Annotated in this window: 24 protein-coding genes and 1 pseudogene; 11 read left to right on the forward strand and 14 right to left on the reverse strand. The window is 67.2% G+C overall.

What is annotated here, in order from left to right:
* The first annotated feature begins 9 nt into the window (after positions 1-9).
* Entirely contained in the window at positions 10-963 is a 954-nt protein-coding gene (locus QQY24_RS33150; protein ID WP_301976646.1) for an amidohydrolase family protein, read from the forward strand.
* A 304-nt stretch (positions 964-1,267) separates the two neighbouring features.
* Here the strand turns inward: QQY24_RS33150 and QQY24_RS33155 are convergent.
* Positions 1,268-2,446 (reverse strand): annotated as a pseudogene (locus tag QQY24_RS33155) (transcriptional regulator); the annotation flags it as partial.
* Positions 2,447-2,635: 189 nt separating this feature from the next.
* Between QQY24_RS33155 and QQY24_RS33160 the strand changes: the two are divergent.
* Complete coding sequence (locus QQY24_RS33160; protein WP_301976647.1) at positions 2,636-3,211, forward strand: hypothetical protein; 576 nt, start codon at positions 2,636-2,638, stop codon at positions 3,209-3,211.
* Between the two features lie 1,554 nt (positions 3,212-4,765).
* On the opposite strand, the gene QQY24_RS33165 is transcribed toward QQY24_RS33160, so the two are convergent.
* Both QQY24_RS33165 and QQY24_RS33170 read right to left on the reverse strand, forming a co-directional pair.
* Positions 4,766-5,926, reverse strand: coding sequence for an IS701 family transposase (locus tag QQY24_RS33165; protein ID WP_301976648.1), 1,161 nt, complete (start codon positions 5,924-5,926; stop codon positions 4,766-4,768).
* A 64-nt stretch (positions 5,927-5,990) separates the two neighbouring features.
* A protein-coding gene (locus QQY24_RS33170; RefSeq protein ID WP_301976859.1) for an IS5 family transposase occupies positions 5,991-6,787 on the reverse strand; the annotation gives its coding sequence in 2 pieces (ribosomal slippage) (positions 5,991-6,449 and positions 6,452-6,787; 795 coding nt in all).
* A gap of 85 nt (positions 6,788-6,872) precedes the next feature.
* Here QQY24_RS33170 and QQY24_RS33175 point away from each other — a divergent pair.
* Positions 6,873-7,690 (forward strand): IS5 family transposase gene (locus tag QQY24_RS33175; RefSeq protein ID WP_301970800.1). Its coding sequence is split into 2 segments (ribosomal slippage): positions 6,873-7,221 and positions 7,221-7,690, totalling 819 coding nucleotides; the frame shifts between segments, so codons are not numbered across the junction.
* A gap of 8 nt (positions 7,691-7,698) precedes the next feature.
* Here QQY24_RS33175 and QQY24_RS33180 read toward each other — a convergent pair.
* The 8 genes from QQY24_RS33180 to QQY24_RS33215 all read right to left on the reverse strand — a co-directional run bounded on the left by QQY24_RS33180 (position 7,699) and on the right by QQY24_RS33215 (position 14,428).
* Positions 7,699-8,019, reverse strand: coding sequence for a helix-turn-helix domain-containing protein (locus QQY24_RS33180; protein WP_301976649.1), 321 nt, complete (start codon positions 8,017-8,019; stop codon positions 7,699-7,701).
* Between the two features lie 288 nt (positions 8,020-8,307).
* Positions 8,308-9,354, reverse strand: a complete 1,047-nt coding sequence (dmpG, locus tag QQY24_RS33185) for a 4-hydroxy-2-oxovalerate aldolase (protein WP_301976651.1) — start codon at positions 9,352-9,354, stop codon at positions 8,308-8,310.
* Positions 9,351-10,322 carry an acetaldehyde dehydrogenase (acetylating) gene (locus tag QQY24_RS33190; protein WP_301976652.1) on the reverse strand — a complete coding sequence of 324 codons (972 nt, stop codon included), beginning with the start codon at positions 10,320-10,322 and terminating at the stop codon, positions 9,351-9,353. The genes dmpG and QQY24_RS33190 overlap by 4 nt, the downstream gene beginning before the upstream one ends.
* Positions 10,319-11,152 (reverse strand): 2-keto-4-pentenoate hydratase, encoded by an 834-nt coding sequence (mhpD, locus tag QQY24_RS33195; protein ID WP_301976653.1) that lies wholly within the window; start codon positions 11,150-11,152, stop codon positions 10,319-10,321. The genes QQY24_RS33190 and mhpD overlap by 4 nt, the downstream gene beginning before the upstream one ends.
* A 132-nt stretch (positions 11,153-11,284) precedes the next feature.
* Complete coding sequence (locus tag QQY24_RS33200; RefSeq protein ID WP_301976654.1) at positions 11,285-12,211, reverse strand: 2,3-dihydroxyphenylpropionate 1,2-dioxygenase; 927 nt, start codon at positions 12,209-12,211, stop codon at positions 11,285-11,287.
* On the reverse strand, positions 12,208-13,086 hold the full coding sequence (locus QQY24_RS33205; protein WP_301976655.1) for an alpha/beta fold hydrolase: 879 nt from the start codon (positions 13,084-13,086) through the stop codon (positions 12,208-12,210). Before QQY24_RS33205 ends, QQY24_RS33200 begins: the two co-directional genes overlap by 4 nt.
* A complete protein-coding gene (locus QQY24_RS33210; protein WP_301976656.1) occupies positions 13,083-13,586 on the reverse strand; it encodes a cupin domain-containing protein in 504 nt (167 codons plus the stop codon). The genes QQY24_RS33205 and QQY24_RS33210 overlap by 4 nt, the downstream gene beginning before the upstream one ends.
* Positions 13,586-14,428 carry an SDR family oxidoreductase gene (locus QQY24_RS33215; protein ID WP_301976657.1) on the reverse strand — a complete coding sequence of 281 codons (843 nt, stop codon included), beginning with the start codon at positions 14,426-14,428 and terminating at the stop codon, positions 13,586-13,588. Before QQY24_RS33215 ends, QQY24_RS33210 begins: the two co-directional genes overlap by 1 nt.
* Positions 14,429-14,466: 38 nt before the next feature.
* Here QQY24_RS33215 and QQY24_RS33220 point away from each other — a divergent pair, with 38 nt between their 5' ends.
* The 7 genes from QQY24_RS33220 to QQY24_RS33250 all read left to right on the forward strand — a co-directional run bounded on the left by QQY24_RS33220 (position 14,467) and on the right by QQY24_RS33250 (position 20,431).
* On the forward strand, positions 14,467-15,198 hold the full coding sequence (locus QQY24_RS33220) for an IclR family transcriptional regulator (RefSeq protein WP_301976658.1): 732 nt from the start codon (positions 14,467-14,469) through the stop codon (positions 15,196-15,198).
* 84 nt (positions 15,199-15,282) lie between these two features.
* A complete protein-coding gene (locus QQY24_RS33225; RefSeq protein ID WP_301976659.1) occupies positions 15,283-15,750 on the forward strand; it encodes a cupin domain-containing protein in 468 nt (155 codons plus the stop codon).
* Positions 15,751-15,752: 2 nt separating this feature from the next.
* Complete coding sequence (locus QQY24_RS33230) at positions 15,753-17,273, forward strand: NAD(P)/FAD-dependent oxidoreductase (protein WP_301976660.1); 1,521 nt, start codon at positions 15,753-15,755, stop codon at positions 17,271-17,273.
* 287 nt (positions 17,274-17,560) lie between these two features.
* A complete protein-coding gene (locus tag QQY24_RS33235; protein ID WP_301976661.1) occupies positions 17,561-17,926 on the forward strand; it encodes a winged helix-turn-helix domain-containing protein in 366 nt (121 codons plus the stop codon).
* Positions 17,927-17,976: 50 nt separating this feature from the next.
* Positions 17,977-19,233 (forward strand): IS701 family transposase, encoded by a 1,257-nt coding sequence (locus QQY24_RS33240; protein WP_301970644.1) that lies wholly within the window; start codon positions 17,977-17,979, stop codon positions 19,231-19,233.
* 146 nt (positions 19,234-19,379) lie between these two features.
* Entirely contained in the window at positions 19,380-20,024 is a 645-nt protein-coding gene (locus tag QQY24_RS33245) for a class I SAM-dependent methyltransferase (RefSeq protein WP_301976867.1), read from the forward strand.
* Positions 20,025-20,128: 104 nt separating this feature from the next.
* Entirely contained in the window at positions 20,129-20,431 is a 303-nt protein-coding gene (locus QQY24_RS33250) for a hypothetical protein (RefSeq protein WP_301976662.1), read from the forward strand.
* 9 nt (positions 20,432-20,440) lie between these two features.
* Here the strand turns inward: QQY24_RS33250 and QQY24_RS33255 are convergent.
* From QQY24_RS33255 to QQY24_RS33265, 3 genes are all read right to left on the reverse strand, one after another.
* Positions 20,441-21,621 (reverse strand): IS3 family transposase gene (locus QQY24_RS33255; RefSeq protein ID WP_301976663.1). Its coding sequence is split into 2 segments (ribosomal slippage): positions 20,441-21,334 and positions 21,337-21,621, totalling 1,179 coding nucleotides; the frame shifts between segments, so codons are not numbered across the junction.
* Positions 21,622-21,859: 238 nt separating this feature from the next.
* Complete coding sequence (locus tag QQY24_RS33260; RefSeq protein WP_301976869.1) at positions 21,860-22,369, reverse strand: GNAT family N-acetyltransferase; 510 nt, start codon at positions 22,367-22,369, stop codon at positions 21,860-21,862.
* A gap of 25 nt (positions 22,370-22,394) precedes the next feature.
* Complete coding sequence (locus tag QQY24_RS33265; RefSeq protein WP_301976664.1) at positions 22,395-23,147, reverse strand: hypothetical protein; 753 nt, start codon at positions 23,145-23,147, stop codon at positions 22,395-22,397.
* Between QQY24_RS33265 and QQY24_RS33270 the strand changes: the two genes are divergently transcribed.
* A protein-coding gene (locus QQY24_RS33270) for an IS3 family transposase (RefSeq protein WP_301976665.1) occupies positions 23,146-24,398 on the forward strand; the annotation gives its coding sequence in 2 pieces (ribosomal slippage) (positions 23,146-23,428 and positions 23,428-24,398; 1,254 coding nt in all). The genes QQY24_RS33265 and QQY24_RS33270 overlap by 2 nt on opposite strands.
* Positions 24,399-24,592 lie beyond the last annotated feature (194 nt).

Raw genomic sequence — 24,592 nt, forward strand, 5'->3', positions numbered from 1 at the left:
AGGGCTTGGGTGGACGTGCACGCGCACTTCACCCCACCGACCACTGAAGAACAACGGCAGACCGCATGGGCCGCCATGCGGGAGTTGTGTTTCCTCGCGCCCCGGCCGCACCACTGGACCGTCGAAGGCGCCCTGCGCTCGATGGACCGGACAGGGGTGGAGATGCAGCTACTGAGCGCTGTGCCGCAGACCCACGACGCGCTACGTTCCTCCAACGATTACGGTGCCGAAGTCGTCCTTCAACACCCTCATCGCTTCGGTCTGCTGGCGGCTCTGCCCACCGACGACGCGCACGCCGCGCTTGCGGAGATCGCCCGTGCCGACAAGGCCATCCAGCCGGACGGTTGGGCGATGAGCACGACCTACAACGGCGTCAACCTGTCCGATCGAGCGCTGGAGCCGGTATGGGACGAGCTGAACCGGCGCAGAGCGGCCGTGTTCGTACATCCTGACACGACGAAACGGCCCGAACTCGGCTTGCCCACTCCGCTGGTGGAGGTCGCGTTCGACACGACACGCACCGTCGTCGCCATGCTCTATCAGGGCGTGTTTCGCCGCTTCCCGGATATCCGCTTCGTTCTCGCGCACTGTGGTGGCGCGTTGCCCGGCCTCTCCGGTCGCCTCGGACTGCTCGGCACCGAGGCATGGGTGCCTGCCGGGGATCAGTTCACCGCGGAGGAGATCGCCGAGCAGTTGAGCCGCCTCTACCTCGACACCGCCGCGTCCGGCACGGACGCCAACCTGGCTGCGGCCCTGACGATGGTTCCTGTCGACCACATCGTCTACGGCGGCGACGCGGGCGTGCCTTGCAGCGGTGATCGCACGCTCAGCGCGAACATCACCGCTCTGCGGAATTCCTCGGTGGTCACACCCGCCCAGGCGGACCTGATCGGGCGGCGTGCGCTCGAACTCTTCCCGGCCGCCGCACACCGTTCAGGCAGACGGACACCGGTGCTTGGCTGATCGTTTCGGATTGATGTTGCGGAGGCCTTGACAGCCGAGGAAAGGATCATCGTGTCCAGCTCGGACCGCCGAACTGACGGAGGGCGCGTGGACCATGGGCGGGGCCAGGTCACGTCGTGTCCCGATCCTCACCGCCGCATGCCACTGGGACCGGCTATTGCGGTGAGAAGCGGACTCGGCCGTCCCGGCGTCCCACATGAGTGCGATCTATCGGTTTCGTGCCAGTCCGCCACCTGCACAGATACCGGCCCGTGACAGTGGTTCCGCGGCGGCTCACACCACTGTCACCAAACCGAAAAATCGCAATGTACCGGGCCAAGTTGAGCTCCAGGGCGTCGAACCGCTTCCGGACCTTCTCACCCCACAGGACGGTCTGGGTGCCCTCGTGCTTGACCAGGCCGGGGTTGATGCCGAGCTTGAAGCCGCCGGGTAGCGGCTTGCCCTCCCGGTAGGGCAGGAAGTCCAGCGGGCTCTCGCCGTTGGCCGCGTAGACGACGCAGTCGGACAGGATCGCGACCGGGTACTGCCCGGTGAACGCCGCATGCTTGACGATCTTGCGGTGCAGGTTGATCCGCGTGCGGGAGATGACCGCCGCGCGGATGTCCGGCCGCCACGTCGGACGGGACAGCGCCCGCCACGGCTGCCCGGGCCGCCACCCCTCACCCCGGGGCCGCTCACGGAGCTCGCCGATACCGCCCTTTACGGTCGCTTTGATCACTGAGACGACGATCGCGAGGTCCGGGTCGCGGTCCTTGTAGCCGTCCATCGCCGCGAGGAAGTCGGCCGACTCCATGCCGGCGTGCACGCCGAGGCCGGCCATCGTCGCGAGGTAGGCGTCACGGAGCCGGTTGTACCAGCCGTCCAGATAGCGGCCGCTCTCGTACCGGACGTACGCCTCGATCGGGCGGACCTCGTAGCCCAGCTCCTGGGCGCACGCCACGGTGGGCGTCGTGTACCAGGCCGGGCCCTCCGGGCGCTCGCCCTTCGGTGTGAACGGGCTGGGCAGCAGCTCACCGTCCAGCTCCACCCACTTGTCCTTGCCGACCTTCACCCGCGACAGATCGACGTGCGACCGGTCCACCACCCAGGAGCCGGGCAGCTTCGGGTCGAACACCGGGTTCTCGACGTGCGTGGGCGCGCCGAGGCCGACGACGAGCCCGTTGGCGCCGACGGCAAAGACCATGTTCACGTCGATGCCGACCAGGTACCGCAGCGTGCTCTCCGCATCGGTCATCGGCCGCGCCCAGTCGTACGCCTCCTCGAACAGCTTCTCGCCGGGACCGCGGACGTGGAAACGCGGCAGGTCCTTGAGTACCGGGTGGCCGTCGGGGGCCTCGCACGGCGCCGGGTCGACCGGGTCCTTGCCCAGGCTGCCGGGGTTGTGCTCGGAATGCCGGCGCCCGTCGGCGTCGGGCTCGGAGGCCCGGGTCGGCGGGTACAGCGCGGTCATCAGCTCCAGCCCCGTCACGGCCGTGGAGCCGCGCTCCCCCCACCCGGGCCACCTCCCTACAGAAGGCGGCCCCGACCTGCGGTTCCACGGCGCTGCCGCCTGCTCCTCAACGCCGCTGAAGAGGAGTGGCGTCCAGCGGCCCCGCTCCGTGCGCCGGTGGTACCAGGTGGCAGAAAAGTCCGGCTCAAGCGGGGCGTCGCGTGTGGACAGTAAATTCACGCCATGGGTGACGCCGAGGAGTACCTGGAAAAGAGTTCCGCCGCCGCACGGATGGGGAAGGCCGTCGAGTACTTGGTCGCGGCTTCCGCCATTCTCGCCACGGGCGGGGAGCTGAACGTCTCCACCTCGCTGGTGGACGACGAAGGCGTGGACCTCGTCTTCCACCGGCGCAGGAGTTCCACGACCCTGGCCGTGCAGGTGAAGGCCAGGATGTCCACCGGAACACAGGTTCAGCAGGGCAGGCTGATGGCATTTGTACGGTCGCAGACGTTCCAGCCCCGGTTCGACCTGGACATGCTGTTCGTCGCCGTGGACGTCGAGCGAGGAGCGATCATGACGGCGTGGCTCATACCGAGCGCCGTATTCGCGGAGATGGTGACCGAGCCGAACAGCAAGGGGCGTTTCCGGTTCTCCGCTTCTATGAAGCCGGACTCCAAGGACCGCTGGACCCCGTTCCGCCTGACAGCAGCTGAACTGCCCAAGCGCATCCTCGCCCGACTCGCCGAGTTGGAACAGAGGACTGCACCCGGTTCGGGAGCCACGCCCGGCGGTGATCGGAGCAGCTTGACAGCCCTGTAGCGGTCCGCGACGACGCAACGGTGGATGTGATCAGGGGACGGGCGCCGGTGCGTTGAGGCAGCGCCCGGTGACGGTGTGGGTGTCAATCCCCGCCGGTGCGGGACCGTGGATGTGTCGCGTCGGGGGACGGATCGTCCCGCGCGGCACCCTGACCGGTGGCCTGGGCGAGAAGGGCGAGAGCGGCCTGCGACGGCGAGCCCGCCTCTGCGGTGGCGACCACGCGGTCGCAGCTGGGAGCGCCGCGTCTGCAGGAAGTCCCCAAGTTGCGTCCTAACGTCCATGGCTCCGAGTATGGGCCGCCTCGCGGCACCAAGCCTGACCCGGCCGTGGATAGGAAAGGGCGGGTCTGGTTTCGCGCCCGCGTCCTGGGTGAAGTCGAAGGCGCCCAATCCGGTTCCCCGCACTCGCTCAGGAGGCCGCCTTGCCCACTGCCACCGCCGGGAACGGTCCATCGAGGCCCCGGATGTGGCCGATTTCGCCTTCACCAGGCGCACTCGGGCCGACGCTGCGCCCGCCCTCGTCCACGAACCGGTCGATGACGTGGCCTCGATCAGCCGCCGGAGCCCCGATGCCGACGACGTCGCTTGCGATCCGGAGGCCGGGCCGCTGGACCGGCGCCCGGTCAAGCGGCCGCAACCGCAGAGGCGACAGGGTTTGGACCAGCCGTTCCCAGATCGTATGAGCCGGCCCCGGGGTCGGCTCTCGGCCGCGCCGCCAGCGCGAAAAACGACGTCGTGCCTTGCACATGGGCCTTCACTCCTCAGGGCCGCAAAACCGCCGTCCAGCAGTCCCAACAACTGCTCCGCCCTGCCCCGGTGCTGGGCGCCATCCACGCCGGTCTGGACGCGTTCCGTCGCCGAACGGCAGAAAGACGTCGAGACCACTCCCATCGCCCTCGCCCAGTGGCTCGCCGAAGCACGCCGGGACGGCATCAGGGCACTGTCCCTGCTGTCGGGCGAGCGCCGCGCGCGCCGCGGCCGGCCGTCGCTGGAACAGCGCCTACGGCCGCACATCGATCGTCTCGCCGCGACCTTGACCGCGTTCGTATGGGCCCTGGCCGCTCTCACCTCGGGCCGCCACCCCACCGCTTCGGTCCCTTCCGGGAGCATTGGCGTCCCGGCGCCGCACCTCCCGGGCCCGGCCATCGCGGTGCCCTGCACGGTGCGGACGCGCCCAAGCCGGCCGGCACAGCCTCGAAGGGAAAACCGGGACGGCCCTCGCCTACAACACGACCGACAGGCGACCGACACGCATTCGGCTCCGGCCCATTGACCGCGGCGAGGCCGCCATGTATTCGCCGACGAAGCATCCAGGAAGGGAATTCGAAACGGCAGCAGCCTCGCCTTTTCACCCGGCCGTGAGCTTCCCCTGCTGTGCGGGAGGTGCTGACTTAGTACTGCAACGACACTCCGTGATTTCCTCTGCGTTTGTGGTGGCTGATGCGGGCTCGTGCTTGGCTTCTTCTTCGTCATAGTGACCATGCGAGTACGTGTCGGATGTGGTGGCGGAGGGGAGAGGAGATGCGGGTGAAGAGCCGCCGGGCTTCGTTCGTGGTCAGGGGTATGAGGGGTTGATCACTGCCGGTGTCCGGGTCCCCTTTTTTGCCTCTGCCCGCAGGATGGCGAGGAAGGCGAGGGCGGCCATGGACAAGGTGATGTGCCGGTACCAGGCGGTGTAGCCGCGGACTTGATAGTGATCGAGTCCGGTTTCGTTCTTCGCGGTCTGGAAGCATTCCTCGACCATCCACCGGGACCCTGCGATCCGCGCGAGTTCCTCCAACAGGGTCCCGGCCGGGCAGAAGCAGATGTGGTAGGCGAGGTCCGTGGGATCGGTGAGGCTGCGCCGTGCCAGTAACCAGTGGTCCCAGCCTTCCCGCCGCCAGGGCCGGATCGGGGCCGCCGCCCAGTCGTACTCGCGTGGCCCGTGAGCACCGTCACCGCAGCTCAGACGCGCCCAAGCGTCGTCGGGGAGTTCGCTGACCAGCTGGTGTGCGCGGGCCTGGCCGAAGAATTCCATGGTCATGACCATCTGGGATTTCGGGACGGCCAGAACATGGGGGATGTCATGTTCTTCCAGCCACATCCGGATCCGGCTCCTCTGGCCGTAGACCTCGTCGGCGGTCACCCACCCGAAAGGGATCCCCGACTCCACAGCACGCTGGAGCATCCGCAGGCCCAGGTCCGGCTGGGTGGCGAACTCGACATCGTCACCGATGCCTGCGGCCCGGCACCGCTCGCGGTCCGATATCCAGTCCTTCGGGAGATACAGCTCGCGGTCGATCAGGGCCCGCCCCCGGTCGGATCCGTAAGCCAGGAAAACTCCGATCTGGGAATTCTCGATCCGGCCGGCCGTCCCCGAGTACTGCCGGGCCACCCCCGCCGACCTGATGCCCTTCTTCAAAAAGCCCGTCTCGTCGAGGATCAAAATTCCCCGGTCGGGACCTGCGATGTGCTCCACGACCGCGTCGCGGACGTCGTCCCGCAGAGCATCGGCATCCCACAGGTAGTAGTTCAGCAGCCGCTGCATCCCCTGAGGACCGTCATCGCCGGCGGCTTCGGCCAGGGTCCAGCCGTTCTTCCGTTCCGCCTCGCTGAGCAGTCCCCGCAGATAGGACACCATGCACCGTCTCGGCTCCACCCGCCCGAAGCGTCCCGCGAACCGCGCCACGAAGTCACCGAACACACCTGACCAACCGTCAGCTATCTCGTCCACCACAAAGCGACCAACGACTACGGCCGCATCGAGTCACGGAGTGTCGTTGCAGTACTAAGACGTCGTCTCATTTGGTGAGTCTGCGGTAGCAGATGAGGCTGCAGGCGATGGCGGTGAAGGCCAGGAAGTGCTCGGCCTTGCGTTCGTAGCGGCGGTGTAAGCGACGGCAGCCGCCCAGCCAGGACATCGTGCGCTCGATCGTCCAGCGGTGCCGGCCCAGCCGGGTGGAGGACTCGATGCTTTTGCGGGCGATGCGGTGCCGGATGCCTCGCTTGCGTAGCCAGCGGCGCAGGTGGTCGTAGTCGTATCCCTTGTCCGCGTGCAGTTTGGCGGGCCGTCGCCTGCGCGGGCCGCGGCGGGAGCGGATCGGCGGGATGCCGCGCACGAGCGGCTCGAGTGCCTGGCTGTCGTGCAGGTTCGCGCCGGAGATCCCGATCGAGAGGGGTAAACCGGTCCGCTCGGTGATCAAGTGGATCTTCGAGCCTTTCTTGCCCCGGTCCACAGGATTCGGACCTGTCAGGTCCCCCCTTTCAGGGCCCGCATGTTCACCGAGTCGATCGCACACCGCGACCAGTCCAGATCTCCGCGCGAGCCCAGCTCGTCGAGGATGAGGCGGTGCAGCTTCGCCCAGACCCGGGCGGCACTCCACTCGGTGAAGCGCCGGTGCGCGGTCGGCCCTGAGGGGCCGAAGACCGGCGGCAACTGCCGCCAGGTACAGCCCGTCGTGGCCACGAAGATGATCGCGGCCAGCACCTCGCGATCCCCGTATCGCCGCCGACCGCCGCCCTGCGGCCGCGATGGAGCAGGCGGGACCACCCGCTCGAACAGCTCCCACAATTCATCCGGCACCATGCGCTCGACCATCACCACACCGGCAGACTACCCAGCACCCCAAATGAGACGACGTCTAAGACCGTGTCCTATGTGGTGATGGCTCGTTGAGCTGCGTATGGGGCGGGGTACGTGGAGTTGGATTGTTCCGGACGGGCTGTGGGAGATCGCGAGGCCGCTGATCCCGCCGTCAAAGGTGCGGCCGCAGGGTGGCGGGACGCAGGACACGCCTGATGAGACGCTGTTTGCCGCGATCATCTATGTGCTGGTCAGCGGCTGCGCCTGGCGGGCACTGCCACCGTGCTTCGGTATATCGAAGTCCACTGCGCATCGCCGTTTCGTGATCTGGTCGCGCGCCGGTGTGTGGGGCCGGCTCCATGAGGAGATCCTGCGCCGGCTCGACGACACGGACCTCCTCGATCTTTCCCGTGTCGTCCTCGACTCCGCCCACGTGAGGGCTAAAAAAGGGGCGAACACACAGGTCCGAGTCCCGTGGACCGGGGCAAGCCGGGTTCCAAGATGCACATCCTGTCGGACGCGAAGGGACTGCCCCTTCTCGTCGGCATCTCCGCGGCCAACGTCCACGACAGCCAGGCCCTGAAGCCCATGGTGCTCGGTCACCTAACGAGACACGACCCGCACAACGGCCGGTACTTCAAGCCCCAGCGCCTGCATGCCGACAAGGCATACGACGTCCCTGAGCTGCGGAAATGGGTACGCGGCAAGCGCATCGGCGTCCGCATCGCCCGCAAGGGCATCGAGTCCAGCGAACGGCTGGGCCGGCGTCGTTGGGTGATCGAACGGACCATGTCCTGGCTGACCGGCTACCGTCGGCTCAACCACCGTTACGAACGCAATCCCCGCAACTACCTGGCCTTTCTGGGGCTTGCCGCAGTCCTCTGCTGCTACAAGCGACTCCTCAAGCCCACCACATAGGACACGGTCTAAGCCTTTCTGGCCTCGGCGGCACGCTGTTCGTTCACTCGCACGTCCACCGCACTGTCGGGGATGCGCAGCACGTACCCGCCGCCCACCGACACAAGAACGCGGGGAGGCTCGCCATGACCGCGGTCCGGTTCCAGTACCTTGCGCAGCCGGGACGCGTACGTACGCAACACGGACACTGCGGCGGGCGGTGGATTCTCGCCCCACACCGCATCCACCAGTTCTTCCTCGGCGACCACGCGCTTTCCGCACAACAGCAGTACAGCCCGCCGCTGCGGGGATCCCAGATTCAGCTCGCAATCCGCGAGCCAGGCCCGCACGGGGCCCAACACGGTGAACCGCAGTTTGCCTTCTCCTGGCAGGTGCACACCGTCACGGCAGTCGCCTGGTGTCACTGCTGTGGCACCAGTTCGTCCCTGGCCGGTCCCGGAAAATCTCTCACCGAGATTTAGCGCCAATCTGGTGCCGCCCACGTTCACGGCGGTGGTCCGAGGACGGCGCAACACTTCATCGCAGTGTGCCCCATGGTCGTCGAGGATGTGGAGAATCGAACCCGGTGGGGCCGCCACCTGCGTGATGCTCGCCAGGTCACTACGCCTCTCGGCGGCTCACTGCCCCGCGTGCCTCGCACTTCGCCCCATCAGGTCCAGCGCGATATCGGTGATCATGTCTTCCTGACCACCGACCATCTTTCGGCGCCCGACCTCAACGAGGATGCTGCGGGCGTCCAGTCCGTGACGTTCGGCGGCGGCCTCGGCATGGCGCAGGAAACTGGAGTACACACCCGCGTAGCCCAAGGTCAACGTTTCACGGTCCACCCGCACTTCGCGATCCTGGAGCGGACGGACCAGGTCGTCGGCGGCATCCATGAGCGGAAACAGGTCGCAGCCGTGCTTCCAGCCCATCAGGTCGGCCACCGCGACGAACGCCTCCAGCGGGCAGTTGCCGGCCCCCGCCCCCTGACCGGCCAAAGAGGCGTCCACGCGGGTGACACCGTTCTCCACGGCGACGACGGTGTTGGCTACGCCGAGGGCGAGATTGTGGTGGGCATGAATGCCCAGCTCGGTCGCCGGGTCCAGCACGTCACGGTAGGCACGCAAACGGTCGCGGACGCCATCCATGGTCAGTCGGCCGCCGGAGTCGGTGACGTAGACACAGTGTGCGCCGTACGACTCCATCAGCTTGGCCTGGCGCGCGAGTTCGGCGGGCTCGGCCAGGTGGGACATCATCAGGAAACCGGCGACGTCCATGCCCAGCTCCCGCGCGGCGGCGATGTGCTGGGCGGAAATGTCGGCTTCGGTGCAGTGGGTCGCGATGCGCACCGAGGTGATGCCGAGTGCGTAGGCCTGCCTGAGGTCCTGGAGAGTGCCGATGCCGGGGAGGAGCAATGTCGTGGGCACCGCCGTGACAGTGGCCTCGACGACGGCCTCGATCCATTCCCAGTCGGTGTGGGCGCCTACCCCATAGGTGACGCTGGAACCGGCCAGACCGTCGCCGTGGGCGATCTCGATCGCGGCCACCCCCGCCACGTCCAGGGCGGCGGCGATGGCGCGGGCCTGCTCGACGGAGTAGCGGTGCCGCACGGCGTGCATTCCGTCTCGCAGGGTGACGTCCTGGACATACAGCCTGGGCGTGCGGTCGTGCTGCGTGGTCATCGGACTGCCCCTTCAAGGGACGAGCGGTGTGCGGCCATGCGTTCCGCGGTACGCAGAGCGGCCGAGGTCATGATGTCGAGATTTCCGGCGTACGAGGGGAGGTAGTGCGCGGCACCCTCGACTTCCAGGAACACAGACACCTTCAGCGCTTTGTCGTCTACGGCTCCCGCGGGCAGCAGACCGCGCAGGGGGTCGTCGGGCGCGACAGCGTCGAACTGCACGTGCTGCTTGAGGCGGTAGCCGGGTACGTACGCACGGACCCTCTCCGCCATCTGCTCCACAGCGGTCCGCACGGCGTCCCGGTCGCAGTCGGAGACCAGGCAGTGCACGGTGTCACGCATGATCAGCGGCGGTTCGGCGGGATTGAGGACGATGATGGCCTTGCCGCGGGCGGCGCCGCCGACCCTCTCGATGGCGGAGGCGGTGGTCTCGGTGAACTCGTCGATGTTCGCCCGGGTGCCGGGGCCGGCCGAGCGGGAGGCGATCGAGGCGACGATCTCGCCGTAGTGCACCGGGGTGACGGCCGAGACCGCGCTGATCACTGGGATGGTCGCCTGACCGCCGCAGGTGACCATGTTGACGTTCGGGGCGTCGAGGTGGGCGTCACCGTTGACCGGGGGCACCACGTAGGGGCCGAGGGCCGCCGGAGTGAGGTCGATGAGGGTGCGGCCGAGAGGGCGCAGCACCTCGTCGTGGTGCTGGTGGGCATGGGCCGACGTCGCGTCGAAGACGATGTCGACGTCAGTGAACTCATCCATCGCCAGCAGGCCTTCGATACCCTGGTGCGTGGTGGCGATTTTGAGGCGGCGGGCCCGGGCCAGGCCGTCCGAGTTGGGGTCGAGCCCTACCATCGCCACTGTCTCCAGGCTCTCGGAGAGCCGCAACACTTTGATCATGAGGTCGGTGCCGATGTTGCCCGAGCCGATGATGGCAATCTTCGTGCGGACGCTGGAATCGCTGCCGCTCACTTGTGATCTCCCTCTGCCAAAGTTGCGAAGGCGTGCGGACCGAAGCTGACTCGTACCGAGCCGAGGTCGGAGATACGGGCTTCGAAGGAGTCACCGGGCGAGGCGTCCGCCATCGGCCCCAACGCGCCGGTCAGCACGATGTCACCGGCGCGCAGCGGATCTCCCGCTTCGGCCAGGGTCGACGCGAGCCACACGGCGGCGTTGAGCGGTCCCCCCAGGCAGTCGCTGCCACGCCCCTGTGAAACCTTCTCCCCGCCCTTGACGAGGGTCATCCGCATGGAACGCAGGTCGACGCCGGTCAGCGGCATGGGCGAGGCGCCGAGCACGAAGAGCCCCGACGAGGCATTGTCGGCTACTGTGTCGACGATGCCGATGTCCCAGTCGGCGATCCGGCTGTCGACGATCTCCAGGGCGGGCAGCGCGAAGTCGACGGCGCGCAGCACGTCGGCCACCGTGCTCTGCGCATGCGGCAGATCCCCGCCCAGGACGAGGGCGACCTCGGCTTCGATCTTAGGCTGCAGCAGTCGGCCTGCCGGAATCACGTCGCCGTCCAATACCGCCATGTCGGACAGCAGGGCGCCGTAGTCCGGCTGCTCGATGCCGAGTTGACGCTGGACGGACGGCGATGTCAGACCGATTTTGCGGCCGACCACCCGGTGGCCCTGAGCGAGGCGGCGCTGGATGTTGACCTGCTGAACGGCGTAAGCGGCGGCGATGTCACCTTCGCCCAGACAATCGCGTACGGGAGGACACGGGGTGCTGGTTTGCGCCGCACGCGCGAGGGTGTCAGCCACCTCGTGGACCGCGTCGGGGGAGGTTCGGGTGCTCACGGGCACCACCAGATGGCTCGGGGCGAACGGGTGTCAGTCGCGGACATGCGGTACCTCCGGCATGGACGAGGAAGGCAGGACGGGGCATGGTCGAGCATCGAGGCGGCGGGCGGCCGCCTCGCTGCTGGATCGTCAGGCGATCTCGAAGGTGGTGCCGATACCCATACCGGTGATCCACTCCCGCACCGGCTCGTAACTAGTCCAGACCAGCGGTTCGGCGACGGCGGCCAGTCCGATGAGCCAGGACCGGATCTCATGCCCGCCCGAGCCGGCGTTCTCCTCCAGACCGTCGTCACCCAAGGCCACGATCGACGTCAGGTCACCCTCGCGCAACCGGTCGAGGAACCACTGGTCCCAGTCCGCGTTGACCCTGCCGTTCGGGTCGCCGCCCATCGCCCGTACCCGCGGTTCGCGGGCCGCGGCGAACTCGCGGACATTCTTTCGGCCATGGATCATCGCTGCGCGCCGTTCCCCTTGCACAGCGGGGTCGCGGGGGTCGTTCGGCGGCAGCCAATGTGACAGACCGCCGCTGGCCACGATCAGCACACGTCCGGCGAAGTCCGCACCGCGAATCGCCTTGCCCAGCGCTTCGCCCAGTTCGACGCACCGGCCCATGCTCGGGAGCGGCGGCGCCGCCGTATTGACGACCAGGGGCACCAGCGGTGCATCGGTGACCATGCCGTAGCTCTGCACGAGACCGTGGTCCACCGTCAATGAGTAGGACAGCGACAGGTCGAACCCGGCGTCCGAGAGGTGGTCGCGCAAGGACCACGCCAACTTCGTGGCGACCGGAAGCGAACCCTCACGGCTGCCGAAGTCGCCGAATCCGAGGGTTTCTTCGACCCCGAGTACGAACGGGGGCATGACGTCGTAGAAGTTCGCGTGGAAGTGATCCGGGCCCACCACGACGACAGCGTCCGGAGCAAGGCGCTTGACGGCCTCGCCGACCCTGGCGGCATCCGCGAGGAACCGGCCGCCCGGCTCTGGCGGGCCGTTGGGCGGGAGCAGCGTGGCGAACGGCGAGTGGGACATCGCGACAAGACCGACGATCTCGCTCACGCCTGCTCCTTGTCGAGCAACAGGAAGTCGCGATGGGTACTCAGGTACTCGGCGGGCTTCTCCCACTGAGGCCAATGACCGGCGTCCTTGATCACGTGCAGCCGTGCGTTGGGCAACCAGTCCAGCAGGAGCGCGGCCTCGTCAAGGCCGCCGGTGGGATCGTTGTCGGTCCACAGCAACAGGGTCGGCGCGGTGATCAGGCCGACCCAGGGCGGGTCCCACGCGAACGCCTTGCGCACCTCGGGATCCTGCAGCACGAGCGTGTTCTCGATGGCCTGCACGAACCCCGGCCTGCTGTAGACGGCACGGCGCAGGTTCACCAGCTCGTCGGTCACCATCTCCTTGTGGTGGAACAGGAACTCCACCCGTTGGCGGACGGTCTCGTCGCTGGGATCCTGCACGGCGGCTCGGGTACTTGCCTTGAGCCGCCTCATCACATCAGGCTTGTTCGCGATGTTGCCGGGGGTGTTGAGAACGAGCCGCGCCACCCGGCCCGGCTGGTGCGCCGCCGTCCACGCCGCGACCCAGCCACCGAGCGATTCGCCCGACAGGTGTGCTGTTTCTATGCCGAGTACGTCCATCAGGCCGATAAGGTGGTCCGAGAGCACGTCGATGGTGTACGGCCGGTCCGGCAGGTCCGACCAGCCGTGCCCGACCATGTCGTAGGCGGTGACCCGGAAGTCCGCTGCCAGCCCCGCGATGTCCCGGGCGTATGCCTCCAGATGCCCACCGGTCCCGTGCAGCAGGATCAGGTCCGGGCCCCCGCCGGCGCGCAGGACCCGGGTGCGGACACCGTCCACGTCGACATGCCGCAGCTCATGGTCCACATCGGATAGCTCGGCCCAGATGCTGATGTGCTCGGGCAGTTGGGTCATGCCAGGCCTCCTTCGAACTTTGCTCGAGCCTCGTCGACCGTCGCAAGGCCGGCGCTCTGCCGCCGCCCGAGACCGAAGACGGCGAGCAGACGGGAGTTCTCAATGGTCAGGAATTCGACCGGTCGGTCCGGAGAGTCGTTGTAGTGCCGGTGCCACGTCCAGGGTGGGGTGTAGATGAAGTCGCCGGTCGACCAGGGTTCCGTCTCGTCCTCGAGGTCGGTGTGTCCGTTTCCGGAGATGACGAAGTGCACGGTCTCGTGATGGTGGCGCTGCATATCGGTGCTCAAGCCCGGCGGAATGATCTGTCGGAAGATCTCGAACGTAGTCGTGGGCAGCTTCCCCGCGATGGCGATCTTGCTCGGGTTGTGCACCTGACCTGCTGGAAGGTCTTCCAGCTCCTCAGCGTGGACCACGATCGGTGCGGCGGAAACCGGCCGTACCGTATCCGAGATCGCACCGAGGAACTCGGGCAAGCTGAAATCTGATCCGGACAGTGCCATCAGAGGGTCTCCGTTCGTCCGCCGTCGACCGTGAGCACGGTCCCGTTCACATAGCTCGCCGCCTCCGAGGCGAGAAAGGCGATGGCCGCACCGATCTCCGCCGGCTCACCGGCCCGCCCGGCTGGGATCGACGCCGCGTCGGCTGCGTCGGCGGCCGCATACTCGCCCCCAGTCGTGCGAGCCCGGGCAGTGAGAATTTGCCGACGCCGTTCGGTGGCGGTCGCACCGGGCGCGACGCAGTTGACCGTCACGCCGTTGGCCGCGAACTCGCGCGACAGCAGCTTCGCCGCCGCGGTCACCGCCGCCCGCAGGACCACCGAGGTGGCGAGGTCGGGCTGCGGTTGCCGGACCGCTGTGGAGGTCACGAACACCACACGCCCGAAGCCTCGTTGCCCCATTCGAGGCAGGGCCAGCCGTGCCAGCCGCAGCGGCCCCAGCAGAAGCAGGTCGATGGCCTCCAGCCAGCCTTTGTCGTCGACGTCGAGAATGCGGCCGGGCGGTGGTCCACCCGCGTTGAGCACCATGATGTCGAGCCTGCCGTACCGGGCTTCGACCTGTGCGACGGCTCTCTCAGCTAGGTCCGGGTCGGCGATGTCGTGCACGAGTGTGCCCACCACCGCCCCCGTGCGCTCACGCAGTCGTGCCGCGGCAGCCTCCAGGGTTTCGGCACTGCGTCCGGCGAGGACTACCCCGTGGCCCGCCGAGGCAAGCTGGTCGGCCGTCGCGTACCCGATGCCGCTCGCACCACCACCGACGAGTGCGATCCGACTGGAACTGGAAATGGTGACCTCCTCGGCTGTCGTATGGGGATTACTCTGGCTCCCATGACTTCGCAGAACCAAGAATGAGTCCCACAGAGCGGGACACCGCTTCTGGCAGCATGGGCGGCCTTGACCGGGCAGCGGCGATCCTGGGCGCCTTCAACACCACGCACCGAGAACTGACCCTGGCCGCTCTCGTACAGCGGTCCGGGCTGCCGCGCTCGACCACGCACCGTACGGCCGACAAGATGATCAGACTGGGATGGCTGGACAAACCCGGCGAGCGCTACCGCATCGGCAACCGGCTGTTCGAGATTTCCAGCCTCGCCCCGATCCGGCACGAGCTGCGAGAAGCGGTGCTGCCGTTCCTTCAGGACCTCCACCATGCCGCCCACACCACCGTGCAACTCGGGGTCCTCGACGGCACTCAGATCCTGGTCGTCGAAAGAATCAGCGGGCACCTGCCGATGCCGATGCTGTCGCAGACCGGCGGTACCATCCCCGCCTACTGTTCAGCGCTCGGTCGCGCGATCCTCGCCTACTCCGACGCCGCGACGGTCGAGGCGGTGCTCGCTGCCGGCCTGCCGCCGCGCACGCCCCGTACTCTCACCAGCGCCGTAGCCGTCCTGCGGGAGCTAACCGCGATCCCCGACCGGGGCTGGGCGGTCGACCGTGAAGAGGGCAACATAGGGATCAGCTGCGTGGCCGCCCCGATCTTTGACCCGCTGGGAAAGTGTGTGGCAGCGCTGTCGGTCACCGGTCCCAGCAAGTCGGTGCGCGCCGACCGCATCGGCCCGGCTGTCCGCCTCGCCGCCGCGGCGGCATCCCGGGCCTACTCGACACGCCGCTGAAACACATGTCCCGCTGAGCGGGATCAACGATTGCCCGATGTTCAGCTTGGACTTCACACTGAGCCGACCAGGAGTGAGGAGACGATGATGACTCTCGGCGGCGGATACATGCTCCCTTCGAGGGAGGGGCCCCAGATCGGCGCTATCGGCCTTGGCATCACGAAGAAGACCGACGGCAAGTCCACTCGGGATGCGTACTCCTTGTTCGAGTATGCGATCCCGCCAGAGACCGACGGTCCGCCTCCACACGTGCATACGCGTGAGGACGAGTCGTTCATCTGTCTCTCCGGGCGGCTCGACGTCCACCTCGGCGGCAAGGACTTCGTACTGGAACACGGCGACTACCTGTTCCTGCCGCGCGACGTCGTACATGCGTTCCGTAACCCCTACAAACAAGAATCGCGCGTGATCTCCGTCGTCTCCCCGGCTGGGCTGGAGCGGTACTACCAGGCACTGGCCGACATGCCACCGGGCCCGAAGGACATCACCGTAATGAAAAAAATCATGGCCGACTTCGGCATCGAGCTGCAACTGCCTCCCGAGGTGCGGTGACGATGAGGATCGCCATTATCGGGGCAGGCGTGGCGGGCCTGTGCACCGCGAAAGTGCTGCTGCAGGCGGGACACGAGGTCACCGTGTTCGACAGAACACCGGACGTGGGCGGGGTGTGGAGCCGCACCCGGCGCTATCCCGGGCTGACCACCCAGAGCCCCATGGCTCAGTACTCCCTGTCGGATTTCCCCATGCCCAAGGATTTCTCGGAGTGGCCGACCGGCGCGCAGGTCCAGTCCTATCTGGAAGCCTACGCGGCGAAATTCGGCGTGGACAAAACCCTGCGGTTGAACACAGAGGTGACCGCGGCCCACGCCACGGACTCCGGACACTGGACCGTCACGACCCAGGACGGCGCCGAGATGTTCGACCGCCTGGTCGTCGCCAACGGCGTGTTCTGCGAACCGGCCATCCCCCATTATCCCGGGCTCGATGAGTTCACCGCTGCCGGCGGCCGGCTCTACGCGGGGTCCGACTTCCACGATGTCGAGGACGCCCGCGGCAAACACGTGCTGGTCGTGGGTTACGGCAAGTCCGCGTGCGACGTCGCCGTGGCGATCAGCCGTGTCGCGGCGAGCACCGATGTCATCGCCCGGCAGATGCTGTGGAAGTTGCCGCGCAAGATCGGCGGCATCCTCAACTTCAAAATGCTCATGCTGACCCGGCTCGGCGAAGCCCTGTTCCCCTACCGCCGCTTGCGGGGATTCGAGAAGTTCCTGCACGGCGCGGGAAACCGTCTCCGGCGCGCGATGCTCAACTCGGTCGGCTCGGTTTCGGTGCGGCAGTTCGGCCTGCGCAAGCACGGGCTGGTGCCTGCCGGGCACATGGAGGACATCGTCCGTGGCGCGATCGGCCTGGCGACGGAAGGGTTCTTCGAAGGCGTCACCGACGGCACCATCGCAGTCCGTCGCGACCGTACCATTGTCCGGCTGTCCACCGGCCAGGCCGAACTCAACGACGGTACGAAACTGCCGGCCGACCTGATCGTCTGTGCGACCGGCTTCCGCCAAGGCGTGCCGTTTCTGACCGAGGATGTGCAGCGGCGACTGCTCGACGAGCGCGGGAACTTCCTGCTGTACCGCCAGATCCTGCCCGTCGACATCCCCGGCCTGTACTTCAACGGGTACAACTCGTCGTTTTTCAGCCCACTCAACGCCGAGATGGCCGCTCTGTGGATCGCCGCCGACCTCGCAGGCACGGTGAACCTGCCGTCCGCCCCGGAAATGCGCCGGGCGATCACCGAGCAAGTAGCGTTCATGGACACCGTGACCGACGGGCACCACTGCCACAACACGAAGATCATCCCGTTCTCCATCCACAACGTCGACGAGGTGCTGAGCGACCTCGGCCTCAACATCAAACCCCGGATCCGCGCAGCACACTGGCTCGCCCCCGTCGACCCGGCCGCCTATAGGCATGTGACTCCAGCCCTTCTCGAACGACTGAGAAGCGCGAAGTCGCTGCCCTCCCCAGCAGAGCCCATACCGCTCTTTTCCGAAGTGGAGCAATCGGACGCAGGATGAAGGCCGACCAGAGTTTCGGCGCGTTACCTGCATAGAGCCGCATGTCGAGGTGACATGCGGCTCTATGCTGCGGTGCAAGGCAGGCTCCACCGACTGCGTATGCCCGAAACCCCACCAGCCGAGGCGGGCCGCTCCGGCTTATTGATGCGAAACGGTTTGGGTTCTGGGTCGTTGGTGGTGTGTGAACGATCTGGTGGGGGACGCGCGGCATCTGTCGCCGTCGGCGCAGGAGGCCCTGCGGTTGCGGGCGGTGGCCGCGTTGGTGGCGGGGCGGGGACTGTGAGGATGTGGCGGCGGTCTTCGGGGTGTCGCTGAAGGCGGTCGACGGGTGGTGGGTGAAGTGGCAGGCCGGTGGCCGTGGGGCGCTGGTCATGCGGCCGCGGGGCAAGCCGGTCGGGGTGCACCAGGTGCTCGGGGAGGCCGGGCAGGACGCGGTGCGGCAGGCGGTCTTCGATCACCGGCCCTGTGACGTGGGACTGAGCGGACAGCTGTGGACGCGGCGGCTGGTGGGCGAGCTGATCGCGAAGCTGTACCGGGTGCGGCTGACCGAGGTGGGGGTGGGCAAGTACCTCAGGCGTTGGGGGCTGTCCTTCCAGCGTCCGGACAAACGGGCCCTCGAGCAGGACCCGCAGGCCGTGGCGCGCTGGCATTAGTACTCCAGCAGCGGTTCGTGTCCTGAGCTGGTGGTTGTCGTTGTCCTGGTATGGAGGGGATGAGTGAAGCCGCTTGCTGGGCCGGCGAGTTGGAGTTGGTGTTCGCTCGGGTGGCGGGCAGGTTCACTCGGGCGGATCTGCGGTGGCGGATGCGGGACTACGTCCGTGGTCTGCTGGGGCGGGCGACACGCAAGAACGGCTGGCAGCTTGCGGAATGGGCAGGTCACCGCACTCCGGACGGCTTTCAGCGGCTGCTGAACAGCAGTGTCTGGGACGCGGACGCCCTGCGTGACGACGTCCGTGCCTACGTCGCCGAACGGCTCGGACCGGGCGGTGTGCTGATCATCGACGACACGGGATTCATCAAGAAGGGCACCACCTCAGCCGGGGTCAGTCGGCAGTACACCGGCACCTCAGGAAAGATCGACAACTGTCAGATCGGCGTGTTCGCCGCCTACGCCACCAGCTCAGGCCGGGCCTTGGTGGACCGGGAGCTCTACCTGCCCAAAGCCTGGACGTCCGACCGTGACCGCTGCCGGGCGGCCAAGATCCCCGACGGGCGAGGCTTTGCGACCAAGGGGGAACTGGCCCGGGACATCGTCCGCCGCTGCCTGGCCGCCGGCCTGCCGGCGTCGTGGGTGACCGCGGATGAGGCCTACGGGCAGGACTGGCACTTCCGCCGCCTGCTCGAGCAGACGGGCGTCGGCTACGTGGTGGCGGTGCCCAAGTCCCAGCAGATCAAGTCCCTGGCCGGCATCTGGCGCATCGACCATCTCATCGATGAAGCACCCGATGATGCCTGGCAGCGGCTGTCCTGCGGCGATGGGGCGAAGGGCCCGCGGATCTACGACTGGGCCGGGGCCAAGTTGCCCGCCAACATCATCTTCGATCCGGATCCGCCGACCCATCACCGGTGGGTGATGGCCCGCCGCAGCCTGTCCGACCCCGAAGATGTGGCCTACTACCTGGCCTACGCACCCGTGGGTGTCGAGATCGCCGAGCTGGTCCGCATCGCCGGCTCCCGCTGGGCGATCGAGGAGTGCTTCCAGGCCGCGAAGAACGAGTGCGGCCTGGACGAGTACGAAGTCCGCCGCTATGTCGGCTGGTATCGGCACATCACCCTGGCCATGCTCGCCCACGCCGTCTTGGCCGCACTCGCAGCACAAGCCCAGGCCGGCGGGGAGGCAAAGGGGGCTGCAGAAACGGATCAGCCACCGTCCCGCTCACCGTGGCAGAGATCCGGCGGCTCCTGGACACTCTCCTGCCCCACCCACGAGCCGACCGCGATCCCATCACCCACGCACTGAACTGGTCCGCCTGGAGAAGACACCGCCAGGCCATCGCCCGCCGCTGCCACTACCGAAAACGCACCTCAGGCCACGAACCGCTGCTGGAGTACTAAGTCGTCACGCAGATTGATGACTTGGGTAGTCTTCGGTCGGTGGAGATGGGACTGAGCGCAGGTGACTGGCTGGCGGATACGCGGACGTCTTATGACACCGTCGCTGCAAGTTACGCAGAGCTGACACGTCATATTTTGGACGAATCGCCGGAAGAACGTGCGATCTTGGCCTTGTTTGCCGACCTGGTGCGTGCCCAAGGCGGCGGGCTGGTCGCGGACGTGGGGTGCGGGACAGGCAGGATCACAGGCCACCTGCGGGAGCTGGGCCTGGACGCGTTCGGCATCGATCTGTCACCGGGGATGATCGATGTGGCCCGTCGCCACCACCCTGGGGTGCGGTTCGATCTCGGTTCCATGACGGACCTGACCTTGGACGACGCCTCGGTGACTGGGCTGGTCGCCTGGTACTCACTGATTCACATTCCTGACGACGAGATCAGCTCGGTTCTTGCGCACTTCCGTCGAGTGCTTCGGCCTGGTGGGCTGTTGCTGCTCAGCTTCCATGTCGGCGATGAGTCGCGGTTGAAGACTGAGGGCTATGGCGGGCACCCGATGAAGGTCTATGTCCATCGCCGGCAGCATGACCAGACGATTGCGTGGCTTAACGAAGCTGGCTTCTCCGTCGAGACGCACAAGACTCTCACCTCGGCCGAGAGCAAGTTGGGAGGGATCATCCTCGCGCGTCGTCAACCTTGAGCGGCTCCGCCAGTCGCCTGGCGGAGCCGGGATCAGGTGGCTCGTGCGGCGATCTCGCCGAAGGTGGGCAGGCCCAGGTGGATGACTGAGGGTTTGAGGGCGGCATGGGTCAGCTTCTCCTCGGCGCCGGCCAGGCTGATCTCCAGGCCCTCGACCTCTCCGAGCCAGCCTTCGTGCTGAGCTTCGGCGATCCGGTCGAGCAGGTTGTCGCGGATCTCGATCAGACGGTCTCGCTGGAACGGCTCGGGCCGGAGGAGCGAACATCGGACGCAAGCGTGCTCGTGGATGCACGACGTTCCGAAGGCCCGAGCGCAGGTTCCCTAGGAGAGCTTGCGCTTCTCGAAGTGAGCGAGGAAGGCGTCCCACTCCTCGTTCGTCGGGGTCGGGACTGCTGCATGATCGGGTGACAGCGGGGTTTATGCAGCCAAGGCTGCGGCTGGGGTCATGATGGTCTCGTACTCGACGGGGGTCAATCGGGCCAGGCGTCTTTGACGCCGGCGTCGGTGGTAGGTGCGCTCGATCCAGGTGACGATCGCGATCCGCAGTTCCTGGCGGGTGGCCCAGGCACGGCGGTCGAGGACGTTCTTCTGCAGCAGCGCGAAGAAGCTCTCCATGGCCGCGTTGTCGCCGGCCGCACCGACCCGGCCCATGGAGCCGACCATGTTGTGACGTACGACAACGGACACGAACTTCCGTGAGCGGAACTGCGACCCGCGGTCGGAATGAACAATGCATCCGGCGACCTGGCCGCGACGGGCCACTGCGGATTCAAGGGCTCTCACCGCGAGGCTGGATTTCATTCGGGCGTCGATGGAATAGCCCACGATGCGGCCGGAGTACACGTCCTTGATGGCACACAGATACAGCTTGCCCTCGCCGGTTGGGTGCTCGGTGATGTCTGTCAGCCACAACCGGTTCGGCCCGTCGGTGGTGAAGTTCCGCCGCACCAGGTCATCGTGGACCGGTGGCCCGGCTTTGGCGTTCTTGCCGCGGCCTCTTCGCTTGCCGAAGGCGCTCCACCAGCCGTTGTCCCGGCAGATCCGCCAGGCGGTCCGCTCGGCCATCGCCTCGCCGGCGGCGCGGGCCTCGTCGAGCAGGAAGCGGTGGCCGAACTCTGGATCGTCGCGGTGCGCGTCGAACAGGGCGTTGGCCCGGTATGCCTCGGCCATCTCGGCGTCGGTGACCGGTCTGGTCAGCCACCGGTAGTAGGGCTGGCGGGCCAGCCCGAGCACCCGGCACGTCACCGCCACCGGCACCCGGTGAGGGGCAGCGGCGACGGCCAGCTCGCGGACGAGCGGGTACATCATTTTGCCGGCAGGTTCGCCTGCGATAGATACGCCGCTGCCCTTCTGAGGACCTCGTTCTCCTGCTCCAGCAGCCGGATGCGCTTGCGGGCCTCGCGCAGCTGGGCCGACTCACCCGACGCCGCTGCCGGCCTGGCGCCCTCGTCGGTGTCGGCACGGCGCAGCCACTTCGACAGAGTGATCGGGCGGACGCCGAAGTCGGCGGCGATCTGTTCCAGCGTGACGCCGGGCTCGCGGTTACGCGCGACCCGCACGATGTCCTCGCGGAACTCCTTCGGATACGGCTTGGGCACTGCGACATCCTTCCAGGCCGCCTCTCAGCAAGCCAGGTCAGGTGTCACCTATCCGTGCAGCAGTCCCGTCCGGTATTCCTCGCTGGGGCGAAGCGATCGACGACGGCGATGAACGCGCGGTGGGCTTCGATGGCGTCCGCCGGGTAGATGGCTAATGGTGGAGTCGGGTATTGGAACTCTCTGAATGCCTCCCGCCCTCGGGGCTCCGCGTGGGTCCCCGGGGTGCTGCCGACATGTATTAGGTCAGGTCGGTGCGAGGGTCGATAGCCCAGTGGTTGGTGTGCAGGACTCGACCGGCGAAGGGCACGTCTTGCTTGCCCAGGAATCGGAAGCCGAGGGCGCGGCAGATGCTGTTGGACGGGGCGTTGGTTGTTGCGGGGAATGCGTGGATCAGTCCCCACCGGCCGTCGTCGCGGGCCAGCTCTAGCAGCGTGCGGACGCCCTGCTTTCCGAGTCCCCGTCCCTGGTACTCCGGCAGCACCATCCAGCCGATCTCGGAGATGCGCTCGCCGTCTGCGTCGTGGGGCCACAAGGTCACGGTGCCTGCGACCACGTCCGGCTCGGCCTCATCGAGCACGATCATCTTTGTCCAGCCGGTGTCCGCTGCCACCCGTTGAACATCACGCTGGACCTTCGCCTCCATGCCCTCGCAAGGCAGCGGCCCGCCCAGCTCGGCCATCATGACCGGGTCGCATCGCATCTGGACGTAGGCGTCGACGTCGCCGTACTCAACATCACGTAACAGCATCTGTGTTGCTCCCTTGCCTTTGGATTCAGACGTCATGATGGCGGCGGCTGACCCCGGCCGCGTAGGCGCCCCAGTCCCCGGCGGCGGCTCGCTGCCATTTGACGGCGACGGTGATGTCGATGCCGAGGGTGCGGGCGAGGACGGCGGCGGGCAGCTCGGTGGCGAGCTGGAACAGCGCGGTCGAGCGGGCTTCCGCGAGGCGGATGCCGAGTTTGCGGAGTCGTTCGCCCATGGCCCAGGCACTGATCGGACGGCCGGGCTGACCGCCGGGAAAGAGCCAGGGTGACTCTGTCCGACCGAGGACAGCATGGCTGCGGCGAACAGCGACCTGTTGCAGGGCCAGGTCAGCGACGGGTGCGGGAAGCTCGACCGGGACGGCGCCAAGGCGGATGCGGACGGCTCCGTCCGTCTCCTCAATGTGGTCGACGGTGAGGCGGGAGATCGCCGCGGGCCACTGGGCATAGAGGAGCAACAGCAACCCGGCAAAGCGATCTTCGGACTTGAGGGCGTCGTCGTGCAGCAGGCGGCGGGCGGTGTCCCAGCGGGCCTTGTCGTCCATCGCCTGGGAGGGACCGTTCCATCGCTCGGCCGGGAAGCTGAGATCGCGGGCGATCTTCTGGGCCAGGGCCCAGCGCACGAAGTGGCCTGCCTCCCGGCGGTGGCGGGCGTCGTCGCCGGTCATCCAGCGTTCAAGGTCGGCCTGGCGGCAGGTGGCCAGGGTGAGGTTGAACCGCCCCGGTTCGAATAGAGACTCGATTTCATGAAAGGATCGAGTCATGGCACGACCTTCCCGTTACCCGCTTGAGCTCCGCCGTCGTGCGGTGCGCATGGTCGCCGAGGTGCGCGACGACTACCCGAACGAGACGGCCGCCCTGCAGGCGGTCACCGACAAGCTCGGCATCGGCTCCCGCGAGACACTGCGGAACTGGCTGAAGCAGCAGGAGATCGACGCGGGGACACGGCCGGGGACGACGACGGAGGAATCGGTCCAGCTCAAGGCGCTGAAGAAGGAGATCGCCGAGCTGAAGCGGGCGAACGAGATCCTGAAGGCGGCGGCGAGTTTCTTCGCGGCCGAGCTCGACCGGCCACACCTGCGCTCGTAGCGTTCATCGGCGAGCACCGGGACCGCTTCGGCGGGGTCGAGCCGATCTGCAGGACGCTCACCGAGCACGACTGCAAGATCGCCCTTTCCACCTACTACGCCTACAAGAAACGACTGGCCGCCCCGTCCGCTCGTACCGTGCGGGACACGGAACTCAAGGAGCTGATCCGGCAGGTCTACACCGACAACTACCGTGTCTACGGGGCACGGAAGATCTGGCGGGAACTGAACCGGCAGGGTCATGAGGTGGCCCGCTGCACCGTGGAGCGGCTGATGCGCGAGCTGGGCATCGCCGGCGCCGTCCGCGGCAAGAAGGTCATCACTACGGTCCCGGACCAGCAAGCCGGGCGGGCACCGGACCGGGTGGACCGCGACTTCGTCGCCACGGCACCGAACCGCTGCTGGGTCGCGGATTTCACGCACGTGGCGACCTGGGCCGGGGTGGTCTACGTCGCCTTCGTCGTGGACACCTTCTCCCGCCGTATCGTCGGCTGGTCCGCCGCGACGTCGAAGGAGACCCAGCTCGTCCTGGACGCTCTGGAGATGGCGCTGTGGCAGCGCGACCGCGATGAACGCCCCCACATTCGGGGCGAGTTGATACACCACAGCGATGCGGGCAGCCAATACACCAGTTTCAAGCTGGCCGAACACCTCGACGCGGCCGGCATCGCGGCCTCGATCGGCTCCGTCGGCGACGCCTACGACAACGCCCTGATGGAGAACACGATCGGCCTGTTCAAAACCGAGTTGATCAAGCCACAGCGACCCTGGAAGACACTCTCCCAGGTCGAGCTGGCCACCGCCGAGTGGGTCGACTGCTACCGCCACCGACGCCTGCACGGTGAGATAGGCCACGTCCCACCCGTTGAGTACGAGACCAACTACTACACGGAACTCACGAAACCACAGGTCACACCCACAATCTGAGATCTCTACCGAACCCGGGGCGGTTCATTGTGTTCTTCGAGCCAGTCCAGGAGGTGGACTGCCGCCCGCAGATGCTGGCGGGCGACCGTGAGCTGGTATTGAACTTGATTGGGTGATGTCGGGAGCGGTCGCCCGAAAAGGGCCGCCCGTCTCGCGGGCCTACGGTGTTGCCTGGGCACTCCAGGGGGAGAAGA

This window comes from Streptomyces sp. TG1A-8 (assembly GCF_030499535.1).
GTDB lineage: Bacteria > Actinomycetota > Actinomycetes > Streptomycetales > Streptomycetaceae > Streptomyces.

Coding starts and splice junctions, on each gene's coding strand:
- QQY24_RS33160 (WP_301976647.1), top strand. CDS start 2,636: ATGGGTGACGCCGAGGAGTACCTGGAAAAGAGTTCCGCCGCCGCACGG.
- QQY24_RS33230 (WP_301976660.1), top strand. CDS start 15,753: ATGAGGATCGCCATTATCGGGGCAGGCGTGGCGGGCCTGTGCACCGCG.
- QQY24_RS33260 (WP_301976869.1), bottom strand. CDS start 22,369: ATGCTGTTACGTGATGTTGAGTACGGCGACGTCGACGCCTACGTCCAG.
- QQY24_RS33250 (WP_301976662.1), top strand. CDS start 20,129: ATGGGTCAGCTTCTCCTCGGCGCCGGCCAGGCTGATCTCCAGGCCCTC.
- QQY24_RS33265 (WP_301976664.1), bottom strand. CDS start 23,147: ATGACTCGATCCTTTCATGAAATCGAGTCTCTATTCGAACCGGGGCGG.
- QQY24_RS33225 (WP_301976659.1), top strand. CDS start 15,283: ATGATGACTCTCGGCGGCGGATACATGCTCCCTTCGAGGGAGGGGCCC.
- dmpG (WP_301976651.1), bottom strand. CDS start 9,354: ATGACCACGCAGCACGACCGCACGCCCAGGCTGTATGTCCAGGACGTC.
- QQY24_RS33220 (WP_301976658.1), top strand. CDS start 14,467: ATGGGCGGCCTTGACCGGGCAGCGGCGATCCTGGGCGCCTTCAACACC.
- QQY24_RS33205 (WP_301976655.1), bottom strand. CDS start 13,086: ATGACCCAACTGCCCGAGCACATCAGCATCTGGGCCGAGCTATCCGAT.
- QQY24_RS33210 (WP_301976656.1), bottom strand. CDS start 13,586: ATGGCACTGTCCGGATCAGATTTCAGCTTGCCCGAGTTCCTCGGTGCG.
- QQY24_RS33240 (WP_301970644.1), top strand. CDS start 17,977: ATGGAGGGGATGAGTGAAGCCGCTTGCTGGGCCGGCGAGTTGGAGTTG.